At 72.9% G+C, this 13,257-nt stretch carries 13 protein-coding genes; 8 read left to right on the top strand and 5 right to left on the bottom strand.

The window, feature by feature from the left end; translation table 11 throughout:
• Nucleotides 1–21 precede the first annotated feature (21 nt).
• The 3 genes from ABFY07_RS37215 (at nt 22) to ABFY07_RS37205 (ending at nt 3,600) form a co-directional block, all read left to right on the top strand.
• On the top strand, nt 22–1,446 hold the full coding sequence (locus ABFY07_RS37215; protein ID WP_346178722.1) for an L-fucose/L-arabinose isomerase family protein: 1,425 nt from the start codon (nt 22–24) through the stop codon (nt 1,444–1,446).
• A complete protein-coding gene (locus ABFY07_RS37210; RefSeq protein WP_346178721.1) occupies nt 1,446–2,468 on the top strand; it encodes a LacI family DNA-binding transcriptional regulator in 1,023 nt (340 codons plus the stop codon). Before ABFY07_RS37215 ends, ABFY07_RS37210 begins: the two co-directional genes overlap by 1 nt.
• Before the next feature lie 100 nt (nt 2,469–2,568).
• Complete coding sequence (locus ABFY07_RS37205; protein WP_346178720.1) at nt 2,569–3,600, top strand: LacI family DNA-binding transcriptional regulator; 1,032 nt, start codon at nt 2,569–2,571, stop codon at nt 3,598–3,600.
• A gap of 53 nt (nt 3,601–3,653) precedes the next feature.
• Here ABFY07_RS37205 and ABFY07_RS37200 read toward each other — a convergent pair whose 3' ends face one another.
• The gene (locus tag ABFY07_RS37200; protein WP_346178749.1) at nt 3,654–4,742 is read right to left on the bottom strand and encodes an NAD(P)-binding domain-containing protein; all 1,089 of its coding nucleotides are present in this window, start codon (nt 4,740–4,742) and stop codon (nt 3,654–3,656) included.
• Between the two features lie 113 nt (nt 4,743–4,855).
• Here ABFY07_RS37200 and ABFY07_RS37195 point away from each other — a divergent pair, with 113 nt between their 5' ends.
• Together ABFY07_RS37195 and ABFY07_RS37190 are read left to right on the top strand one after the other, a co-directional pair.
• The gene (locus ABFY07_RS37195; protein WP_346178719.1) at nt 4,856–5,788 is read left to right on the top strand and encodes a hypothetical protein; all 933 of its coding nucleotides are present in this window, start codon (nt 4,856–4,858) and stop codon (nt 5,786–5,788) included.
• Nucleotides 5,789–5,910: 122 nt separating this feature from the next.
• A complete protein-coding gene (locus ABFY07_RS37190; protein WP_346178718.1) occupies nt 5,911–6,207 on the top strand; it encodes a hypothetical protein in 297 nt (98 codons plus the stop codon).
• A gap of 98 nt (nt 6,208–6,305) precedes the next feature.
• Here the strand turns inward: ABFY07_RS37190 and ABFY07_RS37185 are convergent, their stop codons facing one another.
• Together ABFY07_RS37185 and ABFY07_RS37180 are read right to left on the bottom strand one after the other, a co-directional pair.
• Nucleotides 6,306–7,451: an acyltransferase family protein gene (locus ABFY07_RS37185; RefSeq protein ID WP_346178717.1), complete on the bottom strand. Its 1,146-nt coding sequence runs from the start codon at nt 7,449–7,451 to the stop codon at nt 6,306–6,308.
• Nucleotides 7,452–7,539: 88 nt separating this feature from the next.
• Entirely contained in the window at nt 7,540–8,217 is a 678-nt protein-coding gene (locus ABFY07_RS37180; protein ID WP_346178716.1) for a hypothetical protein, read from the bottom strand.
• 223 nt (nt 8,218–8,440) lie between these two features.
• Here ABFY07_RS37180 and ABFY07_RS37175 point away from each other — a divergent pair, with 223 nt between their 5' ends.
• From ABFY07_RS37175 to dacB, 3 genes are all read left to right on the top strand, one after another.
• Nucleotides 8,441–8,863, top strand: coding sequence for a secondary thiamine-phosphate synthase enzyme YjbQ (locus ABFY07_RS37175; protein WP_065966373.1), 423 nt, complete (start codon nt 8,441–8,443; stop codon nt 8,861–8,863).
• Between the two features lie 223 nt (nt 8,864–9,086).
• Nucleotides 9,087–10,061: an extracellular catalytic domain type 1 short-chain-length polyhydroxyalkanoate depolymerase gene (locus tag ABFY07_RS37170; RefSeq protein ID WP_346178715.1), complete on the top strand. Its 975-nt coding sequence runs from the start codon at nt 9,087–9,089 to the stop codon at nt 10,059–10,061.
• A gap of 60 nt (nt 10,062–10,121) precedes the next feature.
• A complete protein-coding gene (gene dacB, locus ABFY07_RS37165) occupies nt 10,122–11,720 on the top strand; it encodes a D-alanyl-D-alanine carboxypeptidase/D-alanyl-D-alanine endopeptidase (protein WP_346178714.1) in 1,599 nt (532 codons plus the stop codon).
• A gap of 30 nt (nt 11,721–11,750) precedes the next feature.
• Here dacB and ABFY07_RS37160 read toward each other — a convergent pair whose 3' ends face one another.
• Both ABFY07_RS37160 and ABFY07_RS37155 read right to left on the bottom strand, forming a co-directional pair.
• A complete protein-coding gene (locus ABFY07_RS37160) occupies nt 11,751–12,173 on the bottom strand; it encodes a DUF7919 family protein (RefSeq protein ID WP_346178713.1) in 423 nt (140 codons plus the stop codon).
• A gap of 17 nt (nt 12,174–12,190) precedes the next feature.
• Nucleotides 12,191–13,257 (bottom strand): RHS repeat-associated core domain-containing protein (locus tag ABFY07_RS37155; protein ID WP_346178712.1); only part of this gene is annotated, 1,067 nt, incomplete at its 5' end.

Genomic DNA, 13,257 nt, shown 5'->3' with positions numbered 1-13,257 from the left:
CGACGACACGAAGGACCCGCCATGAACGCACGCACCCCCGCCGTCGCCCGCAAGCCGAAGATCGGGCTGGTCGCGGGCGGACTCGGGGCGTACTGGCCCCAGTTCCCCGACCTGCTGCCGCAGCTGCGCCGCTCCGCGGAGCGGGTCACCGAGCGCATGCGGGAGTTCGACGCCGAGGTCGTCGACGTGGGCTTCATCTCCGACGCCCAGGAGGGCGCGGTGGCCGCCGAGAAGCTCCGCGCCGCCGACTGCGACCTCATCGTCGGCTTTCTCACCACCTACATGACCGCCACCATGCTGGTCCCCATCGCCCAGCGCAGCGGCGCCCCCGTCCTGCTGATCAACCTCCAGCCCACCGAGGCCATGGACCACGCGTCCTTCGACACCGGCGCCTGGCTCGCCTACTGCGGCGCGTGTCCGCTGCCCGAGATGGCGAACGCCTTCGAACGGGTCGGCGTCCCCTTCCGCTCGGTGTCCGGGTATCTGGAGGACCAGCGGGCCTGGGACCGCATCGGCCGCTGGATCCGGGCCGCCGGGGTGCGGTCCGTGCTGCGCCACGGGCGCCACGGGCTGATGGGCCACCTTTACCCGGGGATGTACGACGTGTCCACCGACCTCACCATGGTCACCGGCAATCTCGGCGGCCATGTGGAGGTGCTGGAGTTCGACGACCTGCGGGTGCGCGTCCAGCAGGTCGAGGACGACGAGGTCGAGGCGAAGCTGGCCGAGACCCGCCAGGTGTTCGAGCTCGCCGACTCCGTCGTCGAGGAGGACCTGACCTGGGCGGCCCGGGTGGCCGTCGGCCTGGACCGGCTGGTGGCCGACTTCGACCTGGACTCGCTGGCGTACTACCACCGGGGACTGGACGGCGAGATCCACGAGAAGCTGGGCGCGGGCATGATCCTCGGCTCCTCGCTGCTCACCGCCCGCGGCGTCCCGGCGGCCGGCGAGTACGAGCTGCGCACCTCGCTGGCCATGCTGATCTGCGACCGGTTCGGCGCCGGCGGTTCCTTCACCGAGCTGCAGGCGCTCAACTTCCGGGACGCGGTGGTCGAGATGGGCCACGACGGGCCCGGCCACCTGGCCATCAGCGAACGCAAGCCGCTGCTGCGCGGCCTCGGCGTCTACCACGGGAAGCGCGGCTGGGGCGTGTCCGTCGAGTTCGACGTCCGGCACGGCCCGGTCACCCTGGTGGGACTCGGCCAGACCCGGGACGGCCGCTACCGGATCGTCGCCTCCGAGGGCGAGGTGGTCGGCGGCCCCCTGCTGCGGATCGGCAACACCACCTCGCGCGTCGACTTCGGCTGTGACCCGGGGGAGTGGACCGACGCCTGGAGCGCGAGCGGCGTCGCCCACCACTGGGCGCTGGCCACCGGCCGGCTGCTGCCCGAGCTGCGCGCCCTGGCCGACCTCACCGGCCTGGAGCTTGTGGAAGTCGCCGCTTGATGGCACGTCCGGTGGGGATCAAGGAGGTGGCCCGCCAGGCCGGGGTCTCCGTCGGCACGGTCTCCAACGTCATCAACCGCCCGGAGTCGGTGTCGGAGGAGACCCGCGCCCGGGTCCTGGCCACCATCGAACGGCTCGGCTACGTCCGCAGCGAGTCCGCGCGGCAGCTCCGGGCGGGGCGCAGCAGGATCATCTCGCTGCTGGTGCTGGACATGGCCAACCCGTTCTTCGTGGACGTGGCCAGTGGCGCGGAGCGGGCGGCGCGCGAGGCGGGGCTCGGGGTGATGGTGTGCAACAGCGCCCAGAGCCCCGAGGAGGAGGCGGAGTACCTGGCGCTCTTCACCGAGCAGCGGGTACGCGGCGTCCTGGTCACCCCCGCCGACATCACCGGCCGGAACCTGGAGTCCTTCCGGCGCCACGGCATCCCCTTCGTGTTCGTCGACCGCGTGGTGCCCAGCGCGGAGGGCTGCTCGGTCTCCGTCGACGACGTCATCGGGGGCACGCTCGCCGTCCGCCACCTCCTCGCCCACGGACACCGCTCCCTCGCGTACGTCAGCGGCCCCATGCAGCTCGCCCAGTGCCACGACCGCCGCACCGGCGCGCTGCGCGCCCTGCGCGAGACCGGCCTGGACGGGGACGCGCTGCGCCATGTCGAGGTCGAGCGGCTCGACGTGGCGGCGGGGCGGGACGCGGGGGCGCGGCTGCTGGGCATGTCGCCGCGGCCCACGGCCGTGTTCTGCGCCAACGACCTGCTGGCGCTCGGGGTGCTGCAGGCGCTGTACGGGGCCGGGGTGTCGGTGCCCGAGGAGATGGCGCTGGTGGGCTACGACGACATCGAGTTCGCGGCGGCGGCCGCGGTGCCGCTGACCTCGGTGCGCCAGCCGGCGTTCCGGATGGGCCGTACGGCGGCGGAGCTGCTGATCGAGGAGACGGCCGAGACGGCATACGCCCACCGGCACCAGCGGATCGTGCTGCTGCCGGAACTCGTGGTCCGCGGATCGAGCCTGGCGCGGCCGCGCTGAACCCGGAGATCGGGACGAGGACCGCGTCGCGGACGGCCTAGCATGGGTCCCGCGGCCCCCATCGGCCGCGGGAAGGCGGCGGTCGAAGGTCGTGGGACGCATGGTAGGGATCAAGGACGTCGCGCGGCAGGCGGGCGTGTCCGTCGGTACGGTCTCCAATGTGATCAACCGGCCGGAGATGGTCGCCGAGGCCACCCGCCACCGGGTGCACGCCGCGATCGAACGGCTGGGCTATGTGCGCAGCGAGTCGGCGCGGCAGCTCCGGGCGGGGCGCAGCCGGATCATCTCGCTGCTGGTGCTGGACATGGCCAACCCGTTCTTCGTGGACGTGGCCAGTGGCGCGGAGCGGGCGGCGCGCGAGGCGGGGCTCGGGGTGATGGTGTGCAACAGCGCGCAGAGCCCCGACGAAGAGGCCGACTACCTCGCCCTGTTCGCCGAGCACCGCGTGCGCGGGGTGCTGGTCACCCCCGCCGACGCCGCCGGGCAGAATCTGCGCAACTTCCGGCGCCACGACATCCCGTATGTCTTCGTGGACCGTGAGATGCCGGACGACCAGGGCTGTTCGGTGTCCGTGGACGACGTCGAGGGCGGCGCCCTCGCGGGCCGCCACCTGATCGCCCAGGGGCACCGCGCCCTGGTCTACGTCAGCGGCCCGATGCAACTGCCCCAGTGCCAGGACCGGCACAAGGGCGTGCTCGCCGCGCTCGCCGAGGCAGGCATGGAGCCGGAGGCGCTGGCGCACATCGAGGCCGAGCGGCTCGACGTGGCGGCGGGGCGGGACGCGGGGGCGCGGCTGCTGGGCATGTCGCCGCGGCCCACGGCCGTGTTCTGCGCCAACGACCTGCTGGCGCTCGGGGTGCTGCAGGCGCTCTTCGCGGCCGGGGTGTCGGTGCCGCACGACGTGGCGCTGGTGGGGTACGACGACATCGAGTTCGCCTCGGCCGCGGCCGTACCGCTGACCTCCGTACGGCAGCCCGCCTTCCGGATGGGCCGTACGGCGGCGGAACTGCTGATCGAGGAGACGGGCGAGGACGCCGACGCGCACCGGCACCGGCGCATCGTCCTGCAGCCGGAGCTGGTGGTCCGCGACTCGACCCTGGCGGCCGCCGGCCGCCACGGGCGGGGCGCCTAGCACCGGCGCGGCCGGGCGGGCGACGCCGGCGACGCGGTTGCCGGCGCTCGGGCTCAGGCGACCGGTGCAACCGGCAACGTGGCGCGCTCGGGCGCCGCGAGCAGTGCCTTGATCTCCCGTACGGCGGCCCGCCCCGCCCGGTTGGCGCCGACCGTGCTCGCCGACGGGCCGTAGCCGACCAGGTGGACACGGGGGTCGCGAAGCGCCCGCGTGCCCTCGACGGCGATCCCGCCGCCCGGCTCGCGCAGCCTCAGGGGCGCGAGGTGGTCGATGGCGGCGCGGAAGCCCGTGGCCCACAGGATGACGTCGGCGTCCACGGCCCGCCCGTCCGCCCAGGCCACGCCGGTCGGGGTGATCCGCTCGAACATCGGCTTCCGGTCGAGCACGCCCTTCGCGCGGGCCCGCTCCATCGCCTCGGTCATGGGCAGCCCGGTCACGGACACCACGCTGAGCGGGGGCAGCCCGCGCCGCACCCGCTCCTCCACCATGGCCACGGCCGCCCGCCCCTGCTCCTCGCCGAACGGCCCGGAGCGGAACACCGGCGGCCGGCGCGTCACCCAGGTGGTCTCCGCGGCCACCTCGGCGATCTCCAGGAGGTGCTGCACGCCGGAGGCCCCGCCCCCGACGACGACCACCCGCAGCCCGGCGAAGGCCTCGGGACCCGGGTACTGGGCGGTGTGCAGCTGCCGCCCGCGGAACGTCGCCTGGCCGGGGTAGCGGGGCCAGAAGGGCCGGTCCCAGGTGCCGGTCGCGTTGATCAGCGCGCGGGTGGACCACACCCCCGCCGGGCTCTCCACCCGCAGCCGCCCGCCCTCGCCCTCGCGCACCGCCGCCACATCGACCGGACGCGCGACCCGCAGGTCGAAGGCGGTCTCGTAGCGCGCGAAGTACTCCGCGATGACCTCGGACGACGGCCGCCCGTCGGCCGCGCCGGTCAGCCGCATGCCCGGCAGGTCGTACATCCCGTGCACCTTGCCGTACGTCAGCGACGGCCAGCGGAACTGCCAGGCGCCCCCGGGGCCGGGGGAGTGGTCGAGGGCGACGAAGCCCGTGCCCGGCTCGTACCCCGCCCGTCGCAGGTGGTAGGCGCTGGACAGCCCCGCCTGCCCGGCGCCGATGACCACGACGTCGACCTCGCGCACCGCTGCTGTGTCGTTCACGCTTCCACCAACGACGGCGGGCGGCCGGATCTTCCCGGCCGTGTCCCTCGCGGTAGGGTCCGACGTCTCGGGTGGGACGTCCGGAAGGTTGTTCGATGGTGGCACGACGCGCGCGGTGGTGGGCCGCCGCCCTGCTCATGGCGGCGCTGACGGGCTGTGGCTCCACCGCCGACACGCCCTCGTCCCCCGGGGTGAAGGGAGCCCCGGAGGTCACGGACGAGAAGCACCTGCCGCCCCTCCCGCTCGACCGCTACCGGCTCGGCAACGACGAGAGCAGGCGGTGGACGAAGGCGCAGCAGCGACTGGCCCAGCGGTGCATGGTGGACCTCGGCTTCACCGACTTCCCCGCCGATCCCAAGCCCCCGAGCGTGCCGACGGTCTCGGGGACGCTGACCGTCACGGCAGCGCCGACACCGCTGGGCCGGCTCGACCTCGACAAGGCCGAGCGGTGGGGCTACGGCTGGGACCCGGAGGTCTCCCGCCGCCGGCCCCCGGAACCGGCCGGACGGGCGATGACGGACCGTGAGTTCGCCGCCCTGTACGGCAGGTCCGGCGGCCGGGACACGCCCAGCGGGCGCAAGCCCCCCGAGCAGGGGTGCTCGGGGCAGGCGAACCGTCGGCTCGTGAAGGGCGTCGAGAACCTCACCCGCATGTGGACCTATGTCCCCGGGCGGGACGCGGCCCTGCACAAGGCGGTGATGAAGGACCGGGAGGTGCGCCGGGCCTTCGCCACCTGGTCGAAGTGCGTCACGGACAAGGGGGGCGAGCGCTACCCGGATCCGATGGCCGCGTACGGCGCCAAGGCGTGGGGCCGGGGCAAGGACGGCAACACCACCCACAGCCGGCGGGAGGTGCGGACCGCCGTCGCGGACGTCGAGTGCAAGCGGGAGCACAACACCGCCGGCGTGTGGTGGACCTCCGCCACCAAGCACCAGCGCGCCGACATCCAGCGGAACAAGGCGACGTACGAAGCGGTCCGCGACGATCTGCACGTGCTGCGGGGCAACATACGCGAGGCCCTCGGCTGACCGGCCGGCAGAGGTGTCGCGGCCGGAGATACGCTGGTCGGGAACCCCTTGTGCCCGTCGTGCATCTGACTGCTCGAAGGGTTTCGGGCCCATCCCCGGACACCGTCGCGAGAGGAGTCCCCATGACGGAACAGCGGACCGACCGGCCGGACGCGTCACGCCACGACGCGTCCCCCTGGTGGTGGGGGCTCGGGCCGATCGGCGGCGCGCTCCTGGTCGTGGCGGGGGTTCTCGCGGGCGCGTGGGTCTTCCTCGAACTGCCCGGCGCCCCGGGCGAGTCGGCGACCGGATACTACGGCGCGGCCCGGGTGGTGGCCATCGGCCTGGTCGTCGGCGGTGGCGCGCTGCTGGGGCGCGGGCGGGCCCGCGGGGCCCGGGCGGAAGGCGCCGAGGGGACACGGGAGCGCGGCGACGGCTGAGCCGGGGCCCGGGCCCCGGGGACTGCCCGGCCGCGCCGACTGCCAGGCCGCGCTGGATCGCCCGGCCGCGCGGACCGCCCTGCCGCCGCCGCGCCCGGTCAACGCGACGGCAGGAGCCGTGGTTCGCGTTTCGCGGCCAGGTCCTCCACCCACCCGAACAGCGCCACGGCCACCGCGATCAGCACCCAGGCCACCCCGAACTGGAACCACATGCTTCCCAGGGGCAGCGACAGCTCGAACGCCCGTACATGCCACAGATGGTCGATCAGCGGCACGCTGAGGATCAGCGCTGTCTGGTGCCACAGATAGATCGTGATCGCGCGGCTGTTGAAGACCACCACCAGCCGGTCCAGCGCCCGGATCCGCGCCGGCCCGTCCAGCCGGGGCCGGAAGCGCAGCAGCAACAGGACGAACCCGACCGACCAGAAGGCCTGCGCCAGCGGGATCTCATTGAGGTCGTACGAGCCGTCGACCCGGTGGCCGAAGGCCCACCAGCCGCCCACCGCCATCGCCAGGGCGGCGCAGGACACCACCAGGGCCGGGCGCAGGCGGTCCAGCAGTCCGTCCCGGTGGGCGAAGCCGGCCATCCAGCAGGCGAGGTAGGTGGCCAGGTCGAGGAGGACGATGCCCGCCTGCCCCTCCGGCACGGTCCACACCGTGGTGAACACCACGATCGGCACCGCCGACAGGCACAGCACCGCCGCGGGGGCGCGCCGGAAGGCCCACAGCAGCAGCGGCGACAGCAGCACGAACCACAGATAGGTGCGCAGGTACCAGAGGATCTCGGTGGCCTCGAAACCCCAGGCGCTGTGCGGGGGATCCGCCACGGGGACCACCCACAGCAGCATCCGGGCCCACCACCGGCCCACCTGGTGTTCCTCCGGAGCCCAGCCCTTGAGCATCATGGCGAGCGTGATGATCGCCCCGAACAGCCACAGCGGCGGCAGCAGCCGCCGCAGCCGCCCGCGCAGCACCGACAGCGCGGGACGCTTCAGGGAGCGGGCCATCAGCGACCCGGCCAGCGCGAACATCACCCCCATGGAGGGGAAGACGAGGCTCAGCCAGGGCCAGACGAAGGTGTGGTACGTGACCACCCGCACCAACGCCACGCAGCGCAGCATGTCCAGATAGCGGTCCCGGCCGCCACCGCCCGCCGGAGCGGCGGACGGCCCGGACCGATGGCGTCCCGCGCGCTGCGGGGCGACCGTCACATCGGTGTCCTTGGCGAGGGTGTCGTCACTCATACCGCCCACCTCCAGCGGGGCGTTGCGTCGTAGGGCGCCGGTGGCGCCGGAGAAATCAGTGCGGGGGTGCGGGCGGCCGTCCGGCCCATCAGCCGGCGTCCCACGATTCGTCGGAAGAACCCGTGTCCGCGGCGCCGGACCGCCCGCCGTCGTCCTGGCCCTCGGGGGAGGCCGTGGCGGTGCCGTCGGCCGGGGCGGACGCGGACGGGGTCGGCTTCGAGGACGCCGAGGACACCCCGGACGAGGACACCCCGGACGAAGACGCCCAGGACGACGCCGACGGCGTTCTGGACGGCGTGGAGGCGCGGGAGGACACCGCCGTGGTCGCCGAGGCGGGGGCGGACGTCCGCCCGCCGGCCGTGGCCGCGTGCTTCCGCGCGAACGACGGCCGGACCGCGGGCCCGGTGGCGAAGTCACCGCTCCCGGACGCCGATCCCCCGCCGGTCGGCGAGGAGGACGCCGAATTCCCTTTGCCGGCACCGCCCTTGTTGGATTGCTCCTTTTCCCCGGAAGCCCCCGTCTTTCCCGGGATCAGCGTTTCGGGAGCGAAAGGAGTTCCGCCCATGAAGGCGAGCGCGAGCACCATGGTGTATCCGAGGAAGGCGATTCCCGCCAGCACCCCGGCCCGCCGCAGCAGACGGGCCCTGCGGCCGGAGGAGTCGACGAATACGGGCCCGTCGGAGGCGGTGTCAGAGGCGGTACGGACGCGGCGACGGGCACGCCGGGAAGGAGCGGCGTGCCCGTCCGCCAGGGGCTGCGACTTCATGACGGCACGTTAACAGAATTCTTCCCGGATAAAGCTATGGACTTTCTTTGTCCGGGTGAATTCGGCGAGTTCATTCGCGAAGTTTTTTATGCGCCTAGGCGATTCTCATTTTTTCGTCCCGGAACTTTTTCGCCGTCGCCGCGCGGCGCCGTGAGACGCGGCGGGGCGGGCGGCCCGCCACCCGCTGGGGCGGAATCCAGGGCGGACGTACGAGGATGGAGGCATGACCGAGACCTTCCGTACCCACATCCTCCGGATCACCACCGGCTCCACCGAGACGGTGGCCGACCTGACCGCCGACTGCGAGGCCTACCTCCGGGAGGTGAGCCACGGCCGGGACGGGCTGCTCAACGTCTTCGTCCCGCACGCGACCGCCGGTATCGCGATCCTGGAGACGGGCGCGGGCAGCGACACCGATCTGCTCGCCGCCCTGCACGACCTGTTGCCCGCCGACGACCGCTGGCGCCACCGCCACGGCAGCCCCGGCCACGGCCGGGACCATGTGCTCCCCGCCCTCGTCCCGCCGCATGCGACGCTGCCGGTCATCGGTGGCAGGATGGCGCTCGGCACCTGGCAGTCCGTGTGCCTCGTCGACACCAATAAGGACAATCCCAACCGTCAGGTTCGGCTGAGCTTCCTGGGCTGAGCGAGACCGTCCCGGCTGGGCCGCCCTTGCACGGGCCGTCCGGGGGTCTGCTGACCGGCGGTCGGGAGGGCCGCCTGGCCAATCGGGCGGTGGTGGTGCGGCGGGCGTGGAGCTGGGCGAAGCCCCGGCGGGAGGACCCTGGGTCCGGGACCCGGCGGCGTGTCCGGCGGTGTGGGGTCCCGCGCCATATCGGGCCCCCGGGGGCGCTCCTACCGTGCTTGGCATGACCAAGACAAGAGCCGCAACGGCACTACTCGCCCTGCTGACGGCCCTCGCCGCCGTCCTGCTCCCCGCCCCCGTCGCCCAGGCGGCCTCCGTCCAGGAGGTCACCGGCTTCGGAACCAACCCGGGCGCGCTGAAGATGTACCGCTACATACCGGAGGGGCTTCCCGCCGGACGGCCCGTGGTCGTCGCCATGCACGGCTGCCAGCAGAACGCCCCGGCCTACGGCACACAGAGCGGCTGGACCCAACTCGCCGACCGCTGGGGCTTCTCCCTCGTGCTGCCCGGCCAGACCACCGCCAACAACATCAGCTCCTGCTTCAACTGGTTCGTCAGCGGCGACATCGCGCGAGGCCAGGGAGAAGCCGAGTCGATCAAGCAGATGGTCGACCGGCAGCTCGCCGACACCGGCGCCGACCGCTCGCGCGTCTACGCCACCGGGCTGTCCGCCGGCGGCGGGATGGCCACCGTGCTGATGGCCGCCTATCCCGACCGGTTCACCGCGGGCGGGGTCGTCGCCGGGCTGCCGTACGGCTGCGCACAGGCCGCCGGATCGCCGTACACCTGCATGTACGTAGGCGCCACCCAGACCGCCGCGCAGTGGGGCAACCGGGTGCGCGCGGCGGCGCCGACCGGATACGCCGGGCCCTGGCCCCGGCTCATCGCCTTCCAGGGCACCGCCGACTACACCGTGAAACCGGTCAACATGACCGACCTGGTGGCACAGTGGACCGATGTCCAGGGCGCCGACCGGACCGCCGACACCGAGGACACGGTCGCCGGTTACCCGCACAAGATCTACACCAACCCCTCCGGCGCGCCCGTGGTCGAGACGTACAGCATCACCGGGATGGGCCACGGCCAGCCGGTCGACCCCGGCACCGGCCCAGCCCAGTGCGGCACCGCCGCCGCGTACGTCCTCGACGTCAACCTCTGCGCCGCCTACCAAGTGGGCCACGCCTGGGGGCTGGGCTGATCGAACTCCCCGGGGCCGGATCCTGTCGCGGCGGGTCGCCGTACGACATCCTCCGATGCCATGAGTAGACCCGCTGATCGCGTGAACCGAGCGCCACGCGCCTGGATCTGGCCCCTTGTCATCGGCCTCGTCTGCACCCTGACCTGGAGCTCGCCGGCCGGCGCCGACACCTCCCGGGCCGGGCTCGACGACGCCCTCGACACCATCCTCGCCGACCCCCTGCTGAAGGGCGGCGCGGCGGGGGTGGTCGTCGCCGACGCCGACACCGGCGCCGTCCTCTACCAGCACCGCCCCGACGACCGGCTGATGCCCGCCTCCAACACCAAACTCTTCACCTCGGCCGCCGCCATGGGACTGCTCGGCCCCGACTACACCTTCCGCACCGAGGTCCTCACCGCCGGCAGCCGCCACGGGCGGGTGCTCCGCGGCGACCTGTATCTGCGCGGCACCGGCGACCCCACCCTCCTCGCCGAGGACTACGACCGGCTCGCCGCGAGCCTCGCCGAGTCGGGCATCGAGCGGGTCACCGGCCGGCTGATCGCCGACGACACCCGATTCGACACCCAGCGCGTCGGCCGCTCCTGGGCCGCCGACGACGAGTCCGCCTACTACGCGGCGCAGATCTCCCCGCTGACCCTGGCCCCCGACACCGACTACGACGCGGGCAGCGTCATCGTCCGGACCACCCCCGGCGCGGCAGCCGGCGACCGGCCCGAGGTCACCCTCACCCCCAGCACCGACTACCTCCGGATCGACAACCGCGCCACCACCGGCGCCACCGGCAGCGGCTCCACCCTCACCGTCGAGCGGCAGCACGGCTCCAACACCCTCACGGTCAGCGGCGCCCTCCCCGCCGGGAGCAGCCCCGCCAAGGAGTGGGTCAGCGTCTGGGAGCCCACCGGCTACGCCGCCTCCGTCTTCACCGACGCGCTGGCCCGGCACGGCGTCCACCTCGACAAGGCCACCCGCCTCGGCAAGGCCACCCCGCCCGACGCGCGGCCGCTCGCCTCACACCGGTCGATGCCCCTCAAGCAACTGCTGATCCCGTTCATGAAGCTGTCCAACAACATCCACGCCGAGGTGCTCACGAAGGCCATCGGCTACGAGACGGCCGGCCGCGGCACCTGGGACGCGGGCCTGGCGGCCATCTCCGACTGGCTGAAGAAGCAGGGCGTGGACACCGGCTCGGTGCGCCAGGTCGACGGCTCCGGGCTGTCCCGGATGGACAATATCGCGGCCGGCCGCCTCGCCGAGCTGCTCCTGACGGTGCGCGACGAACCCTGGTACGCCGACTGGTACGCCTCGCTGCCGGTGGCCTGCGCCCCCGACCGGATGGTGGGCGGCACCCTGCGCTCGCGGATGTGCGGCACCCCGGCGGCCGGCAACGCGCGCGGCAAGACCGGCTCGCTGACCGGGGCCTCCGGGCTCTCCGGGTACGTCACCGACGCGGACGGCAGGGAACTGGTCTACAGCGTCGTCACCAATAACTACCTCGCGCCGTCCGTGAAGAGCCTGGAGGACGCCATCGTCGTGACGCTCGCCAAGTCCGGGGCGGACCGGGTCACCGCCGTCCGGCCGAAGGCCGTTCCGGGCGCCACGGCCGAGCGGGGCGGGGCCGCCGACCTCGAGTGCTCGTGGACCAAGCCCCGGCGCTGCTGAGCCGTACCGGCGCACGGCCGCGCCGCCGGGTCACACCCGCGGCGTGGCCGTCCTCCGCGCCGTGACCGCCTCGATGAACTCCTCCGGCGGGAGGTAGGAGTGCGCGGTGACGTAGTGGTGGACGAGATTGGGCGCCACCAGCCACCTGCCGTCACGGCCCACCACCCGCACCTCGGCGCTGCCGAGGGAAACGCGGTCCTGGCCGACCTGGATCCGCACGGGGTACTCGTCCTCTCCGCCCGGGTGCGGGAGCGTGCAGCGGTGCCATCCGCGCATCACCATATGGCGGTCGTCCCGGCACAGCAGCGCCAGGGACCGGATGAAATCCTCCGGAACCGCTCCCCGGGGAAATTCCTCGCCCGGCTCCAGCCACCCGATACTGACCGCTTCGATTCCCTCGGGGACCGACCCCTTTGTGTAGGCGTAGGGGGACAGATCCGCGTAGTGGGTCAACGCAACACTCCTGGATCTCAGATGACCGAGCGGCAAGCGGCCCAGTGTACCCGGCCCATGTTCGGCTGAAGCAGTTGCGAGAGGCGGGTCTCCTGGGACACGGTCCTGCCGTTGACCGTCAGTCCATCGGGCGGGAACAGCGAATAGTCGGGCAGCTGCTCTCCCGGCCCGAACACCTCCAAGGGAGTGGGAATGCCTTCTTCGACCATGGTGGCCCGATCGCCGTCGAGGATCGTCCCGTGCTCGCTGTACATGGCGACGCTCGTGCCCTCGGGGACGGTGGCCGGACTGCCGTCACCTGCTCGGATACCGCCGTGGCCGCTGAACACCATTTCGTTGTCCGGACGGCCGAACACGTGCCAGTACTGTGCGAAGTCGCCCGCGTCGTCGGCGGAGCTCGGTTCGAGCCAGTCGATGTCGTCGAAATCCGGGCTCCGGGGCTGACCGCCGCGCGGGACGGAGTAGGGGGAGAGCCCCAGGGGGTCGATCCACACATGGGGATTGGGGACGTAGGCCGCCGGGTTGGGGGCGGGGGTGAGGCCGAGGGGGTCGGGGGTGGTGTAGCGGGCGGTCGTGGGGTCGTAGTAGCGGTGGTGGTTGTAGTGGAGGCCGCTTTCCGGGTCGAAATACTGGCCGGGAAAGCGCAGGGGGGTGTACGCGGTGCTGCCGCGCTCCCATGTCGTGGCACCCCACAACGTGGTACGGGTCCGCCAGGCGATCTCGCCGCTTTCGTCGACGAGCTCGGTGGGGGTCCCGACGAGGTCGGTGACGATGGCGAAGAACCGGCGGTCGATCTCGCGCCGGCTGGTGGCCTCCGTGATGCGCTCGGTCTGGGCCACGGGCCGTACGCCGTCGTGATGCCAGGTGAGCGTCACCGGGTCGGGGAGGTCCGGGGCGGTGGTCGTCTGTTCTACGAGGGTGTTGCCGTGCCACGTGAAGTGGACCTGTTCGACGACGGTTTCGCCGTCGTCGGCGAGGCGTTGTTTGGCGGTGCGGCGGCCGAGGGGGTCGTAGAGGTAGCGCCAGGTGGTGCCGTCGGGGGTGGTGACGGTGGTGAGGTGGTTCTCGGCGTCCCAGGTGTAGT

It is taken from the genome of Streptomyces sparsogenes subsp. cuspidosporus (assembly GCF_039532705.1).
GTDB classification, from domain to species: Bacteria; Actinomycetota; Actinomycetes; order Streptomycetales; family Streptomycetaceae; genus Streptomyces; species Streptomyces sparsogenes.
The sequence above is the reverse complement of the archived record's forward strand: the minus strand, read 5'-3'. Positions and strand labels throughout refer to the sequence as shown.

Excerpts from the sequence above, each read along its gene's own strand:
- ABFY07_RS37195 (WP_346178719.1), top strand. The coding sequence starts at position 4,856 with ATGGTGGCACGACGCGCGCGGTGGTGGGCCGCCGCCCTGCTCATGGCG.
- ABFY07_RS37205 (WP_346178720.1), top strand. The coding sequence starts at position 2,569 with ATGGTAGGGATCAAGGACGTCGCGCGGCAGGCGGGCGTGTCCGTCGGT.
- ABFY07_RS37210 (WP_346178721.1), top strand. The coding sequence starts at position 1,446 with ATGGCACGTCCGGTGGGGATCAAGGAGGTGGCCCGCCAGGCCGGGGTC.
- ABFY07_RS37190 (WP_346178718.1), top strand. The coding sequence starts at position 5,911 with ATGACGGAACAGCGGACCGACCGGCCGGACGCGTCACGCCACGACGCG.
- ABFY07_RS37185 (WP_346178717.1), bottom strand. The coding sequence starts at position 7,451 with ATGAGTGACGACACCCTCGCCAAGGACACCGATGTGACGGTCGCCCCG.
- ABFY07_RS37170 (WP_346178715.1), top strand. The coding sequence starts at position 9,087 with ATGACCAAGACAAGAGCCGCAACGGCACTACTCGCCCTGCTGACGGCC.
- ABFY07_RS37215 (WP_346178722.1), top strand. The coding sequence starts at position 22 with ATGAACGCACGCACCCCCGCCGTCGCCCGCAAGCCGAAGATCGGGCTG.
- ABFY07_RS37175 (WP_065966373.1), top strand. The coding sequence starts at position 8,441 with ATGACCGAGACCTTCCGTACCCACATCCTCCGGATCACCACCGGCTCC.
- ABFY07_RS37180 (WP_346178716.1), bottom strand. The coding sequence starts at position 8,217 with ATGAAGTCGCAGCCCCTGGCGGACGGGCACGCCGCTCCTTCCCGGCGT.
- dacB (WP_346178714.1), top strand. The coding sequence starts at position 10,122 with ATGAGTAGACCCGCTGATCGCGTGAACCGAGCGCCACGCGCCTGGATC.